Annotated in this window: 20 protein-coding genes; 17 read left to right on the top strand and 3 right to left on the bottom strand. The window is 63.1% G+C overall.

Annotation, left to right across the window (positions count from 1 at the left end; genetic code table 11):
• Positions 1–343: 343 nt before the first annotated feature.
• Positions 344–598 carry a helix-turn-helix domain-containing protein gene (locus tag GFY24_RS01735; RefSeq protein ID WP_194852708.1) on the bottom strand — a complete coding sequence of 85 codons (255 nt, stop codon included), beginning with the start codon at positions 596–598 and terminating at the stop codon, positions 344–346.
• 140 nt (positions 599–738) lie between these two features.
• Here GFY24_RS01735 and GFY24_RS01730 point away from each other — a divergent pair, with 140 nt between their 5' ends.
• The 3 genes from GFY24_RS01730 to GFY24_RS01720 are packed head-to-tail and all read left to right on the top strand — an operon-like array spanning position 739 to position 2,434.
• Positions 739–987, top strand: coding sequence for a hypothetical protein (locus tag GFY24_RS01730; RefSeq protein WP_153803155.1), 249 nt, complete (start codon positions 739–741; stop codon positions 985–987).
• Positions 984–1,703: a PE-PPE domain-containing protein gene (locus GFY24_RS01725; RefSeq protein WP_153803154.1), complete on the top strand. Its 720-nt coding sequence runs from the start codon at positions 984–986 to the stop codon at positions 1,701–1,703. The genes GFY24_RS01730 and GFY24_RS01725 overlap by 4 nt, the downstream gene beginning before the upstream one ends.
• Entirely contained in the window at positions 1,703–2,434 is a 732-nt protein-coding gene (locus GFY24_RS01720) for a hypothetical protein (protein ID WP_153803153.1), read from the top strand. The genes GFY24_RS01725 and GFY24_RS01720 overlap by 1 nt, the downstream gene beginning before the upstream one ends.
• A 15-nt stretch (positions 2,435–2,449) precedes the next feature.
• Here the strand turns inward: GFY24_RS01720 and GFY24_RS01715 are convergent, their stop codons facing one another.
• Both GFY24_RS01715 and GFY24_RS01710 read right to left on the bottom strand, forming a co-directional pair.
• Complete coding sequence (locus GFY24_RS01715; RefSeq protein WP_153803152.1) at positions 2,450–2,647, bottom strand: DUF397 domain-containing protein; 198 nt, start codon at positions 2,645–2,647, stop codon at positions 2,450–2,452.
• On the bottom strand, positions 2,592–3,440 hold the full coding sequence (locus GFY24_RS01710) for a helix-turn-helix transcriptional regulator (protein WP_153803151.1): 849 nt from the start codon (positions 3,438–3,440) through the stop codon (positions 2,592–2,594). The genes GFY24_RS01715 and GFY24_RS01710 overlap by 56 nt, the downstream gene beginning before the upstream one ends.
• 170 nt (positions 3,441–3,610) lie before the next feature.
• On the opposite strand from GFY24_RS01710, the gene GFY24_RS01705 reads away from it, so the two are divergent.
• The 14 genes from GFY24_RS01705 (at position 3,611) to GFY24_RS01640 (ending at position 17,392) form a co-directional block, all read left to right on the top strand.
• A complete protein-coding gene (locus GFY24_RS01705) occupies positions 3,611–3,808 on the top strand; it encodes a hypothetical protein (RefSeq protein ID WP_153803150.1) in 198 nt (65 codons plus the stop codon).
• 528 nt (positions 3,809–4,336) lie between these two features.
• Positions 4,337–4,546: a hypothetical protein gene (locus tag GFY24_RS01700; protein ID WP_153803149.1), complete on the top strand. Its 210-nt coding sequence runs from the start codon at positions 4,337–4,339 to the stop codon at positions 4,544–4,546.
• Positions 4,547–4,843: a hypothetical protein gene (locus GFY24_RS01695; RefSeq protein ID WP_153803148.1), complete on the top strand. Its 297-nt coding sequence runs from the start codon at positions 4,547–4,549 to the stop codon at positions 4,841–4,843. It abuts the gene before it with no gap.
• A gap of 285 nt (positions 4,844–5,128) precedes the next feature.
• Positions 5,129–5,746: a hypothetical protein gene (locus GFY24_RS01690; protein ID WP_153803147.1), complete on the top strand. Its 618-nt coding sequence runs from the start codon at positions 5,129–5,131 to the stop codon at positions 5,744–5,746.
• Positions 5,747–5,749: 3 nt separating this feature from the next.
• Entirely contained in the window at positions 5,750–8,518 is a 2,769-nt protein-coding gene (locus GFY24_RS41575) for a polymorphic toxin type 15 domain-containing protein (RefSeq protein WP_228565898.1), read from the top strand.
• Between the two features lie 2 nt (positions 8,519–8,520).
• Positions 8,521–9,168, top strand: coding sequence for a GAD-like domain-containing protein (locus GFY24_RS01680; protein WP_194852707.1), 648 nt, complete (start codon positions 8,521–8,523; stop codon positions 9,166–9,168).
• 72 nt (positions 9,169–9,240) lie between these two features.
• Positions 9,241–9,678, top strand: a complete 438-nt coding sequence (locus GFY24_RS01675; protein ID WP_153803145.1) for a hypothetical protein — start codon at positions 9,241–9,243, stop codon at positions 9,676–9,678.
• An 81-nt stretch (positions 9,679–9,759) separates the two neighbouring features.
• A complete protein-coding gene (locus GFY24_RS01670; RefSeq protein ID WP_153803144.1) occupies positions 9,760–10,347 on the top strand; it encodes a hypothetical protein in 588 nt (195 codons plus the stop codon).
• Positions 10,348–10,458: 111 nt separating this feature from the next.
• Positions 10,459–10,749 (top strand): hypothetical protein, encoded by a 291-nt coding sequence (locus GFY24_RS01665; RefSeq protein WP_153803143.1) that lies wholly within the window; start codon positions 10,459–10,461, stop codon positions 10,747–10,749.
• 68 nt (positions 10,750–10,817) lie between these two features.
• Positions 10,818–11,126: a DUF5361 domain-containing protein gene (locus GFY24_RS01660; RefSeq protein ID WP_153803142.1), complete on the top strand. Its 309-nt coding sequence runs from the start codon at positions 10,818–10,820 to the stop codon at positions 11,124–11,126.
• A gap of 102 nt (positions 11,127–11,228) precedes the next feature.
• Positions 11,229–13,628, top strand: a complete 2,400-nt coding sequence (locus GFY24_RS01655; RefSeq protein ID WP_153803141.1) for a hypothetical protein — start codon at positions 11,229–11,231, stop codon at positions 13,626–13,628.
• Positions 13,625–14,518 carry a phage tail protein gene (locus GFY24_RS01650; RefSeq protein WP_228565897.1) on the top strand — a complete coding sequence of 298 codons (894 nt, stop codon included), beginning with the start codon at positions 13,625–13,627 and terminating at the stop codon, positions 14,516–14,518. Before GFY24_RS01655 ends, GFY24_RS01650 begins: the two co-directional genes overlap by 4 nt.
• A 192-nt stretch (positions 14,519–14,710) precedes the next feature.
• A complete protein-coding gene (locus GFY24_RS01645) occupies positions 14,711–16,333 on the top strand; it encodes a phage tail protein (protein WP_228565896.1) in 1,623 nt (540 codons plus the stop codon).
• A 24-nt stretch (positions 16,334–16,357) separates the two neighbouring features.
• The gene (locus GFY24_RS01640; protein ID WP_153803140.1) at positions 16,358–17,392 is read left to right on the top strand and encodes a hypothetical protein; all 1,035 of its coding nucleotides are present in this window, start codon (positions 16,358–16,360) and stop codon (positions 17,390–17,392) included.

Raw genomic sequence — 17,392 nt, 5'->3', positions numbered from 1 at the left:
CCTGAATAACCGGGGGTACGGGTGGCAGATGGTTGCTGCTGTCCGATACAGGGGAATTCGGCTGGAGCTCGGCCGTTATCGACTGGTCGGCGGCCTGTTCCATGACCTATTCGGGGTCTGGAAGTCGGTTGTCCGTAGCTGACGGACCTCTAGTCGAGGGATTGTTTCAATCGTGGATACAGCGTCATTGGTGACGTGGTTCAGCAAGGTTTTCGATGCCGAAGCCATGATGGTGGTAGCTACCCGGTTGGGTGCCGAATTGGCACATCGAATCAGCTGTGGCAGACCCACCGTCGAGGATCTTTTCCTGGCGTCGGAGGTATTGGGGCGGGGCCTGATCGATCTACTCCCCAGAACCCTTGATCAGCTCGATGGACTTGGCGACGATCTCCTGCGGCGTAACGCCGAGTGCAGTGCATAGCGTGTACAGCTGAGTGAGGTCCGGTGACCGTTCGCCGTTCTCGAAGCGTTGAATCGTGCTCACCGCCAACCCCGAGGCATCGGCGAGCTCTGGGCGTGTCCATCCGCGCCGTCCGCGGGCGGCCCTGAGCTCCCCACCCACGGCGCGGTTGAGTTCGTGGAGATCCCGCTGTTCCATACGGACCATTCTGCGGTCCAAACGGCTCAGTTGCAAACAAGATCGGAGAACTCAAGGCTTAAACCCAAATATTTGTAACGATGAGATAACAGGTCCGTACGGACTTGTGACAGGTCCGTACGGACCTTAATGTACTCCGTATGGACTTGATTGGCAGAAGCGTGGCCGCCCGAGTCGGCTACGCCATGGTCGTATCGGGCGTCGACCTGCATACTTTGGCCGACCGCACCGGGTTCGACGAGGACGATCTCGCACGCAGATTGCGCTCGGCCGCCTCGTTTCAGCTCGACGAACTGGTGCTCATCGCCGGTGCGCTCGGCGGCGATCCGCTCGAGTTGCTCCCGGCGTTCGGGCCGGGGGATCGCGCGGTCGCGGGGGTCGCGGCATGATCGATGTCCTGATCGTGGGCGGTACCTGGGCTCCGTACGGGGAGAGCGTCACCGACACCTTCTCCCGGACCCTCGATCTGAGCCGGTTCGCGCCGCGCATGGTGCCGTATCCCGCGGACTACGGCGGCAAGGTGCCCTATGCCGAGAGCAGCGCGGCGGGGAAGTCCGCGCTGCTTCAGGCCATCGGCAAATCATCGAATCGTGTTGTCATCGCGGGATATTCACAGGGCGCGGCTATCGCGGGCGATCTTGCCGCCGAAATCGGCAGCGGGTTGTGGCCGAATCTCGAGGTCCTCGCCTGCGCGCTCATCGCGGATCCTTTGCGCCCGGCCGGACGGTCCGTGGGTCCGGATCCGGGCGGGTACGGCATCGCGGGGCAGCGGACGGTCACCGAGATCCCCACGTTCTGGGCCGCTGCCCCCGGCGATCCGATCACCGCACTACCGGCGGGCAACGCGCTTCGCCTGGTCGCCGATCTCTCTCAGTACTTCTGCATGTCGAGTCCCGAAGCGGCGCTGCGCTGGGGCCGAAGCCTGGTCGACGCCGTGCTCTACCGGCGAATTCAACGCTGGTGGGTGCCGCGAAATTGGAGCGCCTGGAGCGGCGCGCTCGCCTACGCCCGCGGCTACCTGACCGACGGCCGTCACACCGACGACTATGTGCGCTTCGGCCACGCCGCCTGTCTCGCCGAAACCATCAACCGGGAGGTCGCCTGATGCACGAATCCGAGCCGAATCACCTATTCCTCGACCGTGAAGCCATCCGCGACCTATCGTCCCTGCTTCGCGAAATCCCGGATATAGCAGCGGATCTCGAAGACTCGGTGACCCGCCGATCCCGCTTCGGGGCCCCGAACTCCCGCCTCGCCTCCCGCTCCGGCGACCAGCCCCTACCCTTCAGCCCCGCCGCCGCTCGAGCTCGCGACCACCTGCACGCTGTCCTGGTCTCCTGGGTCCGCCTGGTCTGCGAACAACGCGCCGTCGACTACACCGGTGCCACCTCGACCGCGGACCTAGCCCGCTGGCTCGACCACAACCTGATCGCCCTGGCCATGACCGAAGGAGTCGAAACCGCCCCCTCAGAAATCCGCGCGGCCATCCAGTCGGCCCTCCAAATCATCTGCCCCGCAACAACTCAACTCACCGTCACCACCGAACAACTCGAAGCCGCCCGCCGAGCCTGCTTGAACGTCACCGGAATCGCCACCCTCGCAAAAGAACTCGGCGAACCCTTCAAAACGGTCACCGTCCGCCGCATCCAAACCCTCCGCGACGCCGGACGCATCACCCCCGTCCCCGGCCCATGGGCGGCCGACTGGCCGGAGCAGTACATCCTCGGCGAAGTCCTCGAAGCACACCTCGCGCACCCCATCCGCAAACGGAAAGCCGCAACCAGGTGCGAGCCACACCAGCCGCTGCTTCGAGTTCAAGAACAGGCTGCCGGCTGACCAGTCGCGGCGGAACTACTGCTCCGCGAGATCATCGAACTCGCCTGCTTTGCAGCCCAAGAGCCAAGCGCGAAACTCGGCCCGCGTGAAGGCGAGGGTGCCGTCGTCCGGAGCGTTGCTATTCCGGACGAGCACCCCGCCCGGAGTCCGTGCAACCTCAACGCAGGTCTCTGGATTGGTGTAGCTCGACTTGCGCCAGGTTAGGTGGGTCATCGGTACTCCAGGTATTGGCAAGCTTCTCTATGTAGTCACGAGACTGTCTGGGCGACAGTGCGATACGGCATGCATCATCGAATGTCTCGCTGAAGTAGGCAACCTCATCCGCATCGCTGATGAAACGCCCACCCCCGTACCCCTCTATGTGTACGCGAGGAGTACCCCACGGGTGGTCCATCGCTACGAAGCCGCCGAATCGCCGAGCCGCGTACGGTCCCGCCGCGAAGGTTGTGATGTGCAACGCCACGTTCGGCAGAGCTGCAAGTTCCAGAATGGCTCGAAGCTGCTCTGTCATCACGGCCGGACTCCCAACGCGCAGGTGCAGAACCGATTCCGGCTGGACCACATCGAGCATGAGGCTGCCGTCTCGAATCCGCTTCTGCCTGTACAGGCGCTGCGCGACCATCTCCCGGATATATGAGTCCGATACCCCGGAGAGACACAATCCTCGCGCAAGATGCTCTACGTAGGCAGGAGTCTGCAGGAGCCCGTACACCGCTCGGGGCTCATATGCGCGAAGACGAGTCGCGGACTGCTCCATACCCAGGTACGTGGTGAGCCACTCCGGCATCTCGTTCGTTTCGCGAGGGATGCTGCTGAGCATGGCGTCCAGCTCATCGAGCGTTATTCCGAGTGCCTCGGCGTATCGAAGTCGCTGGTACGGGTGCGGAGTGGTCTCGTCTCGCTCCCACTTTCCGAGGGTCGTGCGGTCGACACCGACTAGCCGAGCGACCTGCTCCTGAGTCTTCCCGGCGGCCCTCCGTGCACTGACGAGCATCTCACGTCGCACAAATGCATCATAGCTGCCTCCTATCAACCGTGGATTCGATTGTGGTTCACGAGGACTCTGATAGCGAGGTCTCGCGATCACCCAATGTCCTGTTCTTTCAACACCATTCCCTGTCGCTGATGTGTGACTGACTTCGCTGAGCGGGCAGTCGGCGACGTCGGAGGTTCATCATGGATTACACATTGCTCGAGTTGATCGAGATGGCCGGCCACGCCGCACCGACGGACCCGCTCACCGTGGACCAGGCGCACGAGACGATGCGCCTGCACCGCGAGTGCTCGGCTTATCACTGTCCGCGAAAGATGGCGGCCTTCGACGTGCTGATCGAGGCGGGTCGCATCGTTCCTGACTCCGGGCGGAGGTACTGATGTTCGACGCCTTATACGTCCTCATCGTGTCCGCGGCGATGTTCGGCGCGGGGTATGCGGCCGGTCAGCGGGCGGACGCGAGACGCTACCGCGGGCGGCACCGTGTCCAGCATTGAAACTGAGAAGACCGTTCTACCTGCAATTTTCATGAATCTTCAGGATGGGTGTTGACATTGGGCGCCGCTTAAGTGAAGCTATGTGCAGCGCCACAGTTGCGCCTTCATCCCGAACTCACGGGAAAAACACACTCTGGCAAGAGGTTTCAGCCTCGTCAGGCATCTGCTTTCGATTCACCGGAACCCTCGATCCGTTCAAGGATCGGGGGTTCTGTCGTTGAGGCGCATCTCTTGCCTTCGAATCAGGAGGAACTGCAATGCTTTTCGGTCTCACCGTGGATCAGTGGCTCACCGTCGGCGGGCTCGTCGTCAAGTTGCTGGCGACCATCGTCCAGCTCATCGCCTAGTCCGTCCGCGGCCCCTGCTTCCAGAGCGGCAACGGGGTCCGTGGTTCTGCCGGAAGGAAAACATCATGCGTATCAACAGGGTTCCCGAGCCCGCTCTGGTGCGATCCGTGCTCGTCGCGATCACCGGACTCGCCGCCTACTTTCTCGGTCATCAGGTGAGTACGGATTGGATCGACGCTGTACTCACGCTGTACGGCCTGCTCACTCCGGTTATCGCCGGTGCGATCATCCGACCGGCGGTGACCCCTGTACAGCGTCTGGACGGTGAGGGCTGAATGCAGCAATGGCTCAGCCCCGATCTCGTTCAGACCACCGGCGCGGCAATGGCGACGGTCATAGGAGCCGTCACCGCATGGCAGGCCCGTGAGGTCGCCAAACTGCGGGAACGTGTTGCGGCACTGGAGGATCAGGCCGCGAGCGACCAGCGCCGATTCCGTGACGCCATCCGCCTCATCCGCGCTCTGCAGAGTCATATCGACGAGCTGCTGACCTTCCTGCGCCTGCACGTCCCCGGCCAGGAACCGCCGCTCGCGAAGTACCGGATTCCGGCGACTCTCGAAGAAGAAATCTGACGGCACAATACTTTTCGCCGTCCTCATGCCCGTGCGGCCCGCCCCCGAAACCTCTCGACAGGTACACAGCGGGATCAGAGCTTGCCGCATGCCCGCCCCTCGCGCGCCGGTCTCCCGCAGGTGGTCCGCGGTCGCAGACGTCCGTCGCCGCGCAGGGGCGCAATAGGTCCCGCCCCCGGTAGTCCCCCATCCCGGGGGCGGGACCTCCCATTGCCTGCGTTGATCCCAAGCCCGGGGAAGGGCTTGGGATCAGTCATGCCCAGACCCGAAAGGTCCGTGAATCCCATGTCCGGCAAGGAAATCATCGAATCGGTCCGCTTCGGAAACCACGCGCCCCCGTCGTCTGAGTACGTGAAGACCGACGCCGGCCAGCTGGTAACCCCGGAGTTCCTCTCCCTGATCCAGCAGACGCTTTCGGGCAAACTCGCCGAGTCCAAGCCGGATGAGGAGCTGGACCCCCAAGTCCGCGCTCTCGCAGAGGAACTCGCGGTAATCCATCTCCCCGAATGGCACAGCCAGGTAGGCCGCAAACTCGCCGACCCCACGGTGACCAGCATCAAACAGGCCACGCGTGTTGCCGAGTACCTCGTAAAGCGCGGCGTCCGAATGCATTCCGACCTCGAGGAAATCCGCTGGGCCCCCACCCCGGGCGGTCTCCCCGGCGCCTTCGACACCGGCATGCACATCACCAAGGACGCCGAAGGCAACTGGCCCGCCCCCGACCCCGAAACCTTCTACGACCTCGACCTCATCGAGGTGAAACAAACCGACGAAGGCTTCTGGTCCGCCACCCACCCCCGCGGCCTCTCCGCCGAAGCCCCCACCAAAACCGACGCCTACGCGGCGTTGGTCAACCAGCTCCGCCACCGAATCAACGAGGCGCGCAACTCACGTGAGGAGTGATCAATGTCGATTGCTCCAACCCTCGAAGTGCCGAGTTGGGTGGCAGCCCGAGCCGCGGCTTGGAACCAATTGCTCAGTGGTGCCACTGGCGAGCTGAACCTTGCCGGAGATGCGTTCGGATCTAGCAGTGGCGGGCGAACGTTCAACTTCTCCGGGATGACGGCTGCCGGCGCTGTGCAAAAGCTGAGCCGCATACAGGCCGCCGACGCGCTCGGGCAAACCGCGAACCAGGCGGTAGTCCCTACGCGGAATCCTATTGCCACACAGATAGATCAGCCGGTAGCGCCCCCTTCGAACAGCGGCCTTCAGCCACTGATCGACGCAATGACGAGTCCGGATCCCGGCCCTAGCGCCAACCCTCCACCAAAGTCGCTGGAGGACATGTACAAACCGCCGGAGCCGAAGTCGGCTCCCGCACCTGTCGCACCTCAACCTTCCACCCCGGCCGGAAACCCGCTCGAACAAGCACCGATTCCGGTGCCCGGCGGACAGCAGCAAAAACCGAGCGGGCCGGATACGAGTCTGCTGGATATGCCCGATACGGGCGGCCGCCCGGAAGGCAGTACCTGGGACGGCAAGATGCTCGACGGCCGCCCAGTCAAGTACTTCATTCCCCAGGGGAATGGTTCGAACACGGTCGACCTCGAGATCACCAATCCCAATGGCACTATCGATCACTGGCGCATCGCCAGCGACGGTCACGGCGGCCTCCAGCATTGGCACGACGACGCCGATGGCAATTCCTCGTACGCGAGCCGCACCGACCCGAACTCGAACTGGTACGTCCAGAGCTTCGATCCGGGAGCGTCAACGTCGGCCGCTCCGAGCCACGACCTCGAAGCCACCGCGACCTTCAGCCATGTCTTCACGCCGTCGTATGACGCGAGAGGCATGCGGGTCGGCACAGATGTCGGAATCGTGAACAAATTCGGCTTCTACGACAACAACCACGTCGACAATTTCGGCAATCTGACCATGACTACAGCCAGGCCGGATGGCAAGGGCGGTATCGAAAGCAATTTCGTCAAACAACTCGACAGCAACAGTTGGCGGTTCGGCACCGACGGTCAGATCTGGGAAATAGGCCCTGACCTCCGTGGTCACACCACCATGGGTCGCAATGTCCAATCAGATGAAGGAACCCATTCGCTCCTCATCTCCGATGGCGTCCTCTACGACTCATTCATCGCCCGAAACGATCCGGATCTCTTCAAACGCGGAATCCGTTCGTATACCCAAATGTTCAACGAGGACGGAACGAGTGTCCTCTGGTCTCCGAATGGCCCAAAGATCCTGCTGGGGAAGGACGGAAAGTATCAAAGCACGATACGTGACGTTCCAGATAGACGTGACTTCATCCAAAAAGCAGTGCAAACCGGTTGGGGCTTCACCAAGGAGCTAGGTAGCAGCCTCGGAAACTGGGCCTCGGCTCTTGCATCGAATTTCGATTTCGGCCCCGGCCTCATGGCTGCCGCGAACCCCACGAACCCGGCCTATCAAGCCGCAGCTGCCGAGCATTACGAGCGAGCCAACGACGCCATCCAAGCCCCGTTCCGTCTGATGATCATCGATCCGGCGAAAACGATTGGCGAATACGCCTACTACAAAATCGGTGGAGCCATGATCGGCATGACAGGCGACCCGATAACTCCTGCTGGTCGCGTCCGTGCTCAGCAGGGAATAGACCAGATGGACAAGGCTCCGAGCGAATTGGAGACACTCCTCGCAGCCTCCGCCTTCATTTTCCCGCAGTCTTCGTCAGCCCGTGTCGGTGCAACAACACTCCGTAGTGCCGATGTGGCTCTGGCGAAAATGACAGCCTTGGAGTCCCGCAGCCTTATCGCGCGAGCTGGAACCTCTATTTCCAGATCTGGCGACGTTTTTCTCGGTGCCACGAGGTTGGCGTTGGATACCCATGTCATTCCGATTTTTGAAAATGTGAGCTACGCGTCAGGTATAGGTATGGCAAGTACGCGTTCTAGCGTGACTGCCGCGATCGATGCCACTGCGTCTGCGAGCCGCCGAGGCCTTACGAACATGAAGTCCGGTGCACAGGATTTGATGCAGGACGTCGTGGTCTGGATGTCAGGCTATCCACGAGCCGCAGTTATTTCTGGTGGGCGTGACCTCACACGCGCCAATGAGCGCTGGGTGGCACCCCGATTCGATGTCAGACGCGGCCCCGTCACGGGCGGCGTCAATAAGCCTCCGGTGACACCACCGGTCGGTCCAGTCCAAATCAGAGCTCCACGAACTCACGTGATCAGATTCCATTACGGGGTCAATCCTGGAGTGCAAGGTAAGGAGCTGATTTTCCGCACTCAGGTTCCTGATCAGATAGCGGGAATCAACAGAATGACAGCGAACCAGGTGCTGCATAATTTCGCAACCGCCAAACGAAGTAAGACTGTGCAGAACCACGCGCGTGCACTCTATCGTCAGATAGCTGTACAGCGTGAGCTCCGAATCGCTGCGAAAATGTCCCTCGCGAATCGTCAAGGATTGACTCCGATAGCGTACGCGGAGGATGTAGTCGACAAACGTATGGCTGGCATGGCTGCTCTGCACGAGCCCGATCTTGCGGGTGGAGGAGCGGATATCATTCCGATCGGCGCCGATGGCCTGCCCAAGTTGGGAGACGCCGGAGTGAACAGCTCTATCGGCAGCCAATGGCGGGGGAAAAGGAGCAGACAACTGAAGGCGTATGCTAAGCAACTGGTCGCTGATGGTCACGGTGACTACTTGATGAACGTCCAATGGATACTGAGGTAGGCATGTCTTCCTTCATCGATGAGATCTCGGATTTCTGGGGCGCACCCTACAAATCGATCCCGATTCCTGCCGAACGATATGAGAAGTACCGAGGAATTGTCCCCGACCTTCTCTTGGAGGTTTGGCGAAATTTTGGATTCTCCGGATTCCAGGACGGAGCGGTATGGCTCTGTGACCCGGACGCATGGCAGCCGATCGTCGATGCCTGGACTGCGAATTTATCTCTCGCGACCGGACCTGATGAATGGCTTGCTGTCACACGGACGGCATTCGGTCACATGACCCTTTGGGGTCGTCGTACGGGAATGAGCTTGCATATCGTTCCTTATCGTGGCTGGATCGTTTTTGATGATTGCTCTGCCGAGATGGGAACCGGTGAGGACCGTGATATTCAAGTGCAAGCCGCGCTATGGACTATGAGCAGTGAATACGCTGAAGTGATAGGCGACGACGAAAAGCCGTTATTTCCGCGGTTGTTGAAGGACCTGGGGCCTATCGATGCCGACACTGTTTACGGATTTGTTCCCGCGCCCGCACTGGGCGGTGCGATGATACCGAGAGCGGCCGAAATTCTCGATGCCAATTCGTACTTACAACTGCTCAACGAAGTGACAGGCCGTACTGTCATGGCCGAGAATCCATATAACTAAGACATCCTGACTCAACCCGATCCCACTTGAGGGTCGGGTTTTTGTTTCTATCTACCGAAAGGAGATTTCTTGATGCCTGAACGGATCGTGTTTCCTGATATCGAGAAGATTTTGACTGATTTTCTTACGGCGCAGTTCGCTGCGTTGTCCGAGACTGCGAAGGCGGTTACGAGGGTTCCGGATCCCAAGCCGGTGCGGATGGTGCGGGTTAGCCGCAACGATCGCAAGGCTCGGGGGGATGTCGAGGATCAGGTGGGGCGTCGTGGCGCTCAGCTGGTGCTGGATCGGCCTCGGGTCGTCTTCGAATGCAGTGATGATGCCGGGAATGCGGCGGGGCTGGCTGCGCTGGTGCGCGGCATTGTGAACTCCGCTGCGCCCGGGTACATCGGCACTGTGTGGTGTGACTACGTGGAAGACGTGGGGGAGGAGAATGACACCGATCCGGTGACTGCCGCCCCGCGCTACACGATTGTCACCGACCTGATTGTGCGAGGCACTGTTCTCGCCTGACTCCCACCGCGGTGCGAGTTGAACAACTGAATACGCAAGATTCCCGAGGGCCTGCGCAAAATCCCAAGGGAGATAACAACAATGGCTCTGCCTTCCAGCAAGTACATCGGCTCCGGCACCCCCAATCTCGCGGTCACCGGTGGCGTTCTCGTCGCCCCGACCGGCACCGCGCTTCCGGCCACTGCGGCCGACGTCATCAACGCCTCGTTCAAGCCGCTGGGCTACGTCTCCGAAGACGGCATCGAATCCCAGGGTGAGCGCAAGGTCGAGACGGTCAAGGACTGGAACGCCGATATCATCGCCAAGCTGCAGACCGAACATTCGGTGCGCTTCGGCCTGACCCTCTACGCCGCGTGGGACAAGGACGTGCTGGGCGAGGTATTCGGTCCGGGCAACCTGACCGTCACCGCCCCCACCGCCACCACCGGCACCCTGCTGAAGATCAATGAGACCGGTTCGGTGCTGCCGCGCCGCGCCTGGGTCTTCGACATGCTGAACGACAAGAAGAAGCTGCGGATCGTGCTTCCGAACGCACAGATCTCCGCCGTCACCGAGAAGAAGTTCGTCTCGAATGAACTGGCCGGCTTCACCATCACCGTCGAGGCGTTCAAGGACGACACCGGTATCAAGGCGTACCGCTACCTCGACGACGGCATCACCACCGCCTAATTAGACCCCCAGCGGCGACGGGTTACTCACCTATGCGCAGGCCCGCCCGTCGCCGCTGGGCCCTTTTCTGCCCAAAACACCTATCGAAACTACGAAAGGGTCTGTGTACCAATGACTTCCCCGAAAGCCCCCATCACCGTCTCGACCCCGACCAAGGTGAAGGACGACTTCTCCTACCGGGTGAACGGCATCGATATCGAACTGCCGTCGCTGTCCTATCTGAAGCCGGGCCTGGTGCGACGCATCCGCCGCCTGGGTGATGTGGACGCGATGTACACCCTGTTGGAGCTGACCCTGACACCCGAAGCGCTTGCGGCCCTGGACGATATGGATCCGGACGCCTACCACGAACTGCTGGAGGCCTGGCGCGCGCACTCGGGGATCAGCCTGGGGGAATCCTAGGCCTCGATGCTCTTCTCGAAGAGCATTCCGAGGCAATCGAATACGACCTGATTGCCCTCGGCCTGCGGTTGCGTCAGCTCAGTTCGGAAGAGCTGAGCTGGCGCGACCTCAAGGCCATCGTCAGATTCCTGCCGCCCGATTCGGCGTTGACCCGCGACATGTACGCCGAAACCAGCCGGTGGCAGCTGGATCAATACCTACTCGCCGATATGGCCGACTGCCTGCGCTGGCTCGCGTGGTCCAAGAGCGATGACGCCCGGCACGGCCGCAACCGGCCGGAACCGATTCCGCGCCCCGGACTCGAGTCGGGACGCGAAAAGGTCGGCACGGCAGCGGATATCAACCAGATCAACGAGTTCCTCGGCTGGAGCCGGTAGTCGAATCGCCGATGGCCGAGCTAGGGCGCAATCAGCTCAGAAAGTGGATGAATTGTGGACAAGCAACGCCCATCGGCGATGACACTGCCGGACATTCTGGCGATGACGAGCACCGGGCAGCCCGGACCGGGTAAGAAGGTCACCCTGCCCAGCGGCGCACTATGGGAAGGCGGCCCCACCGCGGGCACCTCGCTGATCACGCTGCCCGACGGCGACCCGATCCTGGTCGCGGACAACGGTTCCGGGATATCGAACTCGATCGTCGGTCGCTCCGGACCATTCGGTGCGATGGCCCGCGTTTTCGAGGAAGTACTCGGTCACGTGCCGAGCTTCTTCGCCAATCGTGTTGCCGCGCAGGCTCTCGAGCTGGTTCGCGGCCTCCCGGAAGCGCATGACCGCGAAATCGAAACCCGCATCGTCAAATTCAGTTCCAAGGCCACGCTGCTCAACCCCGCCAGGAGTAGAAGCCGATCCGGATCCTCGAACGACCGGGATGATGCGGAAACCTTTGCGGTAGACCCGATCCGTCGTGCGAACGGCGGCTACATCGACGAGTCCGAATACCGGAACCGAGCCTCCGGCATGGTGCGCGGCCCCGGCGGCCCGCTCGGTGACGGTGTGCCCCTGCGAGCCTCGGACGGCGAGTACGTCGTCAAGGCATCCGCGGTCGACAACACCCTGCCCCTGCTGGAAATGATCAATGCCGGTTGGGTCCCGACAGCGCAGTTCCTGACCGGAATGCTGTCGGGATTCGCCACTCCGGCGGCAACTTCCCCCACTGGCGCGCAGAACTGGCGCGATCTGCTCGGCCAGGGCGTCATCGCCGACACCATCGGCAGTATCGGCAATGCCGCAGCGAATACCGGAGCCTGGGCGGGAGCCGCACTCGGTTCGGCCCTGGCCCCGATGTTCCAGCCCGGTGGCCTGCTGGTGCCCAGGCCAGGGTCCGGCGCGTCCACCGCATTGCCCCGGGATTCGGCGGAATCGCCGTCCGGGGTGACCGCGTCGATGCAGGCGACCCCCTCCGGAATTCTCGGCATGTTCGGTGGCGCGAAGGCCACCGGCACCGCGCGTGACGGCACCGAATTGACCTCGCTCGCACAGGCTCTCGGTTCCGGCATTGCGAGCGCGGCCACCGCGGCGGGCAGCAATCTCGGTGCGGCGCTGGGCAATGCGATCAAACCCGCGCTGGGGCCGGGCGGCGAACTCGCACCACAGATCGGCGAGCAACTGGGCCGATTGATCGGATCGCAGTTCGGCGGAGCACTGACCGCTTCGATGAGCGTCAAGACCGAAGGCGGTCAACTCAGCTCAGGTAGTGGTCTGGGCGGCGGCACATCGGTGGGCGCCGGAACATCCACCGGCGGTGGAACTTCGAGCGGCGACGGGTCATCCGGCGGTGGCGACACCGGCGGCCCCGAACCGACATCGGATGGTGGTGGCGGCGGAACCAGCGTCGTCGACACCTCGGGTCCGGCCGGCGGCTCCGGTGGAGGATCCACGGACACCGCTGCCCGCTGGGAGTATCTGAACGGCCAGGACGGCAACGGCAACCCGATTTCGGGCTGGGCCTACCTGGTACCCAAGTCGGATCAAGTAGGAGTGCTCCCCTCCGAGGTCCCCGACGGGATGGCCGTTGGGCAGTACATCAAGGACGACGGCACCGGCCCCATCGTCCGGGATGTGCCGGGTACGAGCTGGATCGACACACTGACCGGCAAATCGGATCCCGCGGGCGCACAGGACCTCGTCGGCACCGGCCACAGGTACAACCCGAACTCGGGCAATTTCGGCGACCTGCTCCAGGTCGCCGCGAACCAAGCCGGTGGCGACCTCGGCGAACTGCTTAAACCGGTCCTGGGTGAGAACGCTCCGGACATGGTGAAGACCTTCGCCGAGCAGCTGATGAAACCGATCGGTGACGCCTACAACGCCGCAGATCCGAATCACGATTACTCCAACACGCTCGGCACCTGGGTCGGCAACCTGTTCGGTATCAAGTGGACGCCCAATGGCCAGAGCAGCTCCTCGAACGCCGGCCAGCTGTCCCATGAACAGCAGGTGGGCGTCGCCGCGTTCGAGTCCGGTGTCGAGGGCCTGCAACAGCACGGCTTGCTCGGCGGTCTCACCGGAGCGATCTCCGGCGCGGCCTCCACCGGCGGCAGCCTGATCGGCGGCGCCATCGGCACCGCCATCGCGCCCTTCCTGGGACCTGCCGCCGCGCTCGGTCCCGCCATCGGCTCTTTCCTGGGTTCGATGGCCGGCGGCGTCATCGCCTCCGAATTCACCCGCCCTATCGAATGGGCAGGCAACGCGATCAAAGAACTGGTCGGAACAGGTTTCGGCCTCACCGATCTGGCCGACGGCCCGGGCGGGCACACCGTCCGCGGCGATATCTACAACTTCAACGGAACAGACCCGAAGAGCGCGTCCATCGCGACGGAGCGGGTTCGCCGGCGCCGGGCTGTGGCGCAGCAACGCGGAGGAGGTATGGGGCGATGACCCACCAACTTTTGGAAACCCACGGCACGAAGATTGTGGTGTGGGATGTGAACGGGCGGGTGTGGCATCTGTCCGGCACCAACTCCGGGCGTGAGGGCGTGCGACTGTCCCAGCAGAACGGGTTCATGTTCGCGCCCGTGCAGCTGCTGATCACGGAGGGTGCGCGCCAGGACGGCGCGACCTTCGAGCGCTCCGTGCGATCGAAGAAGGAATGGGATTTCCTGATCGTCATCTCGGGTGCGTCGAAAGACCCTGGCGTGGACCAGGTTCGGGACTTCCACGCCGTGCATGACGCCTGGTTCCGCGGCTGGTCCACCGATAAGCCGGTGACCGTCGGATACTTCACCCGGCATCAGGGCTGGCGGTTCCAGCAGGCGCAGCTCGACGCCGCGCCGGAGCCGGTCTCCAGTATCGATCCGGCGGTGAATGCCGTTGCCGCGTACAAGATGTCGGCCATGGCGCTGGACCCGTTGGAACACCACCTGCAAGAGAACTCGGTGTGGGCCAACACTTCCGGCGTGGGCCAGGGCATCGTGCGCGTGCGTAACGCCGCCGATCAGCCCGCCTGGCCGCGCTACACCATGAACGGCCCCGGCCGCTGGTCCATCCTGGACCCGAGTGATGGCGATCTGCTGCGCATGGTGCATACACCCACGCTGGTGGCAGGGGAGACGCTGCAGATCGACACCCATCCCCGGCATCGCACCGCACGCGTCTACTCCGGCGAGCATCCGACCGGCCGAAATGTGTGGGCGCAGTTGGCCGGTCGGCGCTGGCTGACACCGATGGATCCGTGGAGCGCCACCGATATCACCGTGAAGGTGGAGGGCGGCTCGCTCGGTTCGAGCATTGTCGCCGCCACCACGCCTCGTTCCTCGCGGCCGTTCTGATGGCCAATCCCGAGAGCGGCGAACCCGTCGTGTCCGGCACCGTCCCGGTGCCCGTCGAATTCGTCGAACCAATTGCGGATCAACCTGTTTCGCCCCGGCCGCTCACTATTCGGAGACCGCCCATGGGCGCCGTGGTCGCGATTGAAACCCCACCGGCTGATCCACCCGAGACCCCCACGGAAGGCGGTAACGATGCCTGACAGCCCGAACTGGGATCCGCAGGCCGAGGCCCGGCGTATGGACGAGGCGTTCCGCGTCGATCAGCAGCAGGCGCGCGATCCCGAAGTGCTGGTGCGCTATTGGGACAAGTTCATGCGCGAAGTCGGAGAAGAGCACAACTACCTCTCCCTCGAATTCACCTATCCGCGCAATGCCGCCGGCGGTTTGAAGATGATCTGCCCACGCGACATGGTGCATTTCGATCACTTCTTCAACAACGAGGACGGTGAGGACGCCACCATCCCGATTACCGTGAACACCAGGGGTTTCCGGTGGGACGGCTACATCACCAAGGCGTCGCTGGTGCGTGATGACAACGGCGTCGAGACTGTGGACATCGAAGCCATTCACGCCTGGAACCATGTGGCCACTATCTGCTGCTGGGCCTCGCCCTTCGCGCCGGTGCTGGCCCAATTCCCGCGCCACCACATCCTTTTCGGCCCGGTGCGCACGATTATCACCACCTATCTGACTATGAATCTGATGCGGTTGCAGGCGCCCGGCTGGGCGCCGCCGGGAACCGCCGACGATCCGCTGTGGAGTGGTGCGGGCAACCCCCTGTTCCCGATCGCCGTCGTACCGGTCGATCCCGCGACCGACACCAGCCGCTGGAGTGCGGCCTCGGCGCGATTCGATATGGCGGACAAACTCTTCGAGCCCATGCTCGAGGACTCCGGCGTCATGCTCACCGCCCGCTTCTTCCTGCCCGGCGAGGACGAGCAGCCCGCGCCGGACTGGTTCTTCCTGGAGCAGCCCACCGTGGTGCTCGAGACGGTGGACAAGTCCGGCGTCACCGGGCCGACGGGCACGCTGCTCGACGGAATCCTTTCGTGGATAGAGGAATTCGCCGACGACGGCACCACGCCGATCCGCTATCCGAGGTTCGACTCCACCACCGAATACGAGGCTGTCTACAGCCAGCCCGGGAAGTTCGGTACCACCAGGAACTTCCCCTGGGTCTGGTATTTCGAAGGCGAGTACTCCGGCATCGGCGCATCGGAAATCGCCCTGCACAAACCGCTCGCCACCGATGTCATCATCGGTGGCCGTTCACCCGGCTGGGTGAACGCCGGTATCGAAGTGGTGATCAAGGGCCTGCTGTCCCTGATCGGCCTGGACTGGCTGTATCGCGGACAACTCAACGACGTATTCCTGGCCTGGATGGTCTACCGGGATATGGCACGCGTGGATCGCGCGGGCCCCTACGCATTCCGCGAGCTCTACATCACCGGCAGCGACAAGGCCTTCAATCTCGACGGCCTGGTCGCCGCCCGCCAGGGCCTGCACCTGACCCGTGGCTACACCAGCCACAAGGTCACCATCGAGGACAACGCGCCCTACCTGCTCGGCCGCGATTTCGGGCTCGGCGATCAAATCGGTTTCGCCGTCGGTGAGCACGTATTCACCGACTACGTCACCGAATTGACCTTCCACGACGATCGCGAAACCGCCTGCAAATGGCAGATCACCGTCGGTGACGGCTCGGACGAAGAGGACTCGATTGTCAAGGCCTGGCAGCGCCTGGGCCGCTTCGCGCACGCCATCAAGGACCTGTCCACCGATGTCGGCGCAGACCTCGACCTGCTCATCTTCTGATTCGCCCGTGAAGGAGTGAAACCTATGGCGGACACCAGTTTTCCCGCCCACCTGAGCGTGGATCGGCAGCTCGATATCGACGGCGTGCCGATCCTCACCGCGTCAGTCTCGGTCTCCGATGATGTCGCTGCCCTGCCCCTGCCTGCCGGTCCGGCCGGTGCACAGGGGCAGCGTGGCCGCCCGCGCAGCACTTTTCGCAAGATGGGGGAGATCCCCAATCAGGCTGCCCGGCCGACCGGTCTGAACGCCGAAGACCGCGGCAAGTGGTGGCATCGGCTCGACGACAACGGCATGGACGTGTGGACCGGCACGGCGTGGAAGCATTCACCCGGTGCGGTCGGCGCGCGCGGGCCGGTCGCGGACGCCAACCAGATAACCACGGCGCCGACCAAGCACCTGCCGGACCTCACCACTCCCGCACTCGAATTCATCGGCGCGGGAGCACAACAGCAGTTGAACTCGACCGCGCCCGCCGGTGCGAAGGGCGCGAAGGGACCGGCCGGAGCCTCCGGGCAGATCACCAAGTCGACGGACTTCGACCAGACCTCCGGGCTCACCCACGGCGGCGTCTTCGCCTACCAGCGCTCCAGTGGGAAGTTCCGCGGTATGCCCACTCCGCTGGCGGTCGGGCCCTGGTCCTGGTACGAGTCCGATTTCAGCGGCGACCAGGAGGGCGCGGTCGCGCAGTTCATCGCCGGCACGTTCACGATTCCGGCGCAGCCGTTCGCGTGGCGGCCCGTCGTGTACGGGCATATGTCGACCTATTCGGTGAACAACGGGCAGCAGTCCGCGCGCGGGGCTGTGCGGCTGTACCACTCGCAGGGCCAGGTGGTCGGTGCGACGGCCGGTGGATCGGGTGTGTACCTGTACTCGCCGATCACCCCCACCTACCGCGATGAGCAGTCCACCCGAACCCTTTCGCCGACATCCGATTTCGCGGTTGTTCCTGCCGGACAGGCCGCCAGCCTGGTCGTAGCCGTCGAACGCGATACCGGCAACGGCGCGATCGGCTACCGGACCAGCAGGGCATCGCTCGTCGTCTACGCCCGACCCATCTGA

It is taken from the genome of Nocardia sp. SYP-A9097, assembly GCF_009649815.1.
Taxonomy (GTDB): domain Bacteria; phylum Actinomycetota; class Actinomycetes; order Mycobacteriales; family Mycobacteriaceae; genus Nocardia.
The sequence above is the reverse complement of the archived record's forward strand: the minus strand, read 5'-3'. Positions and strand labels throughout refer to the sequence as shown.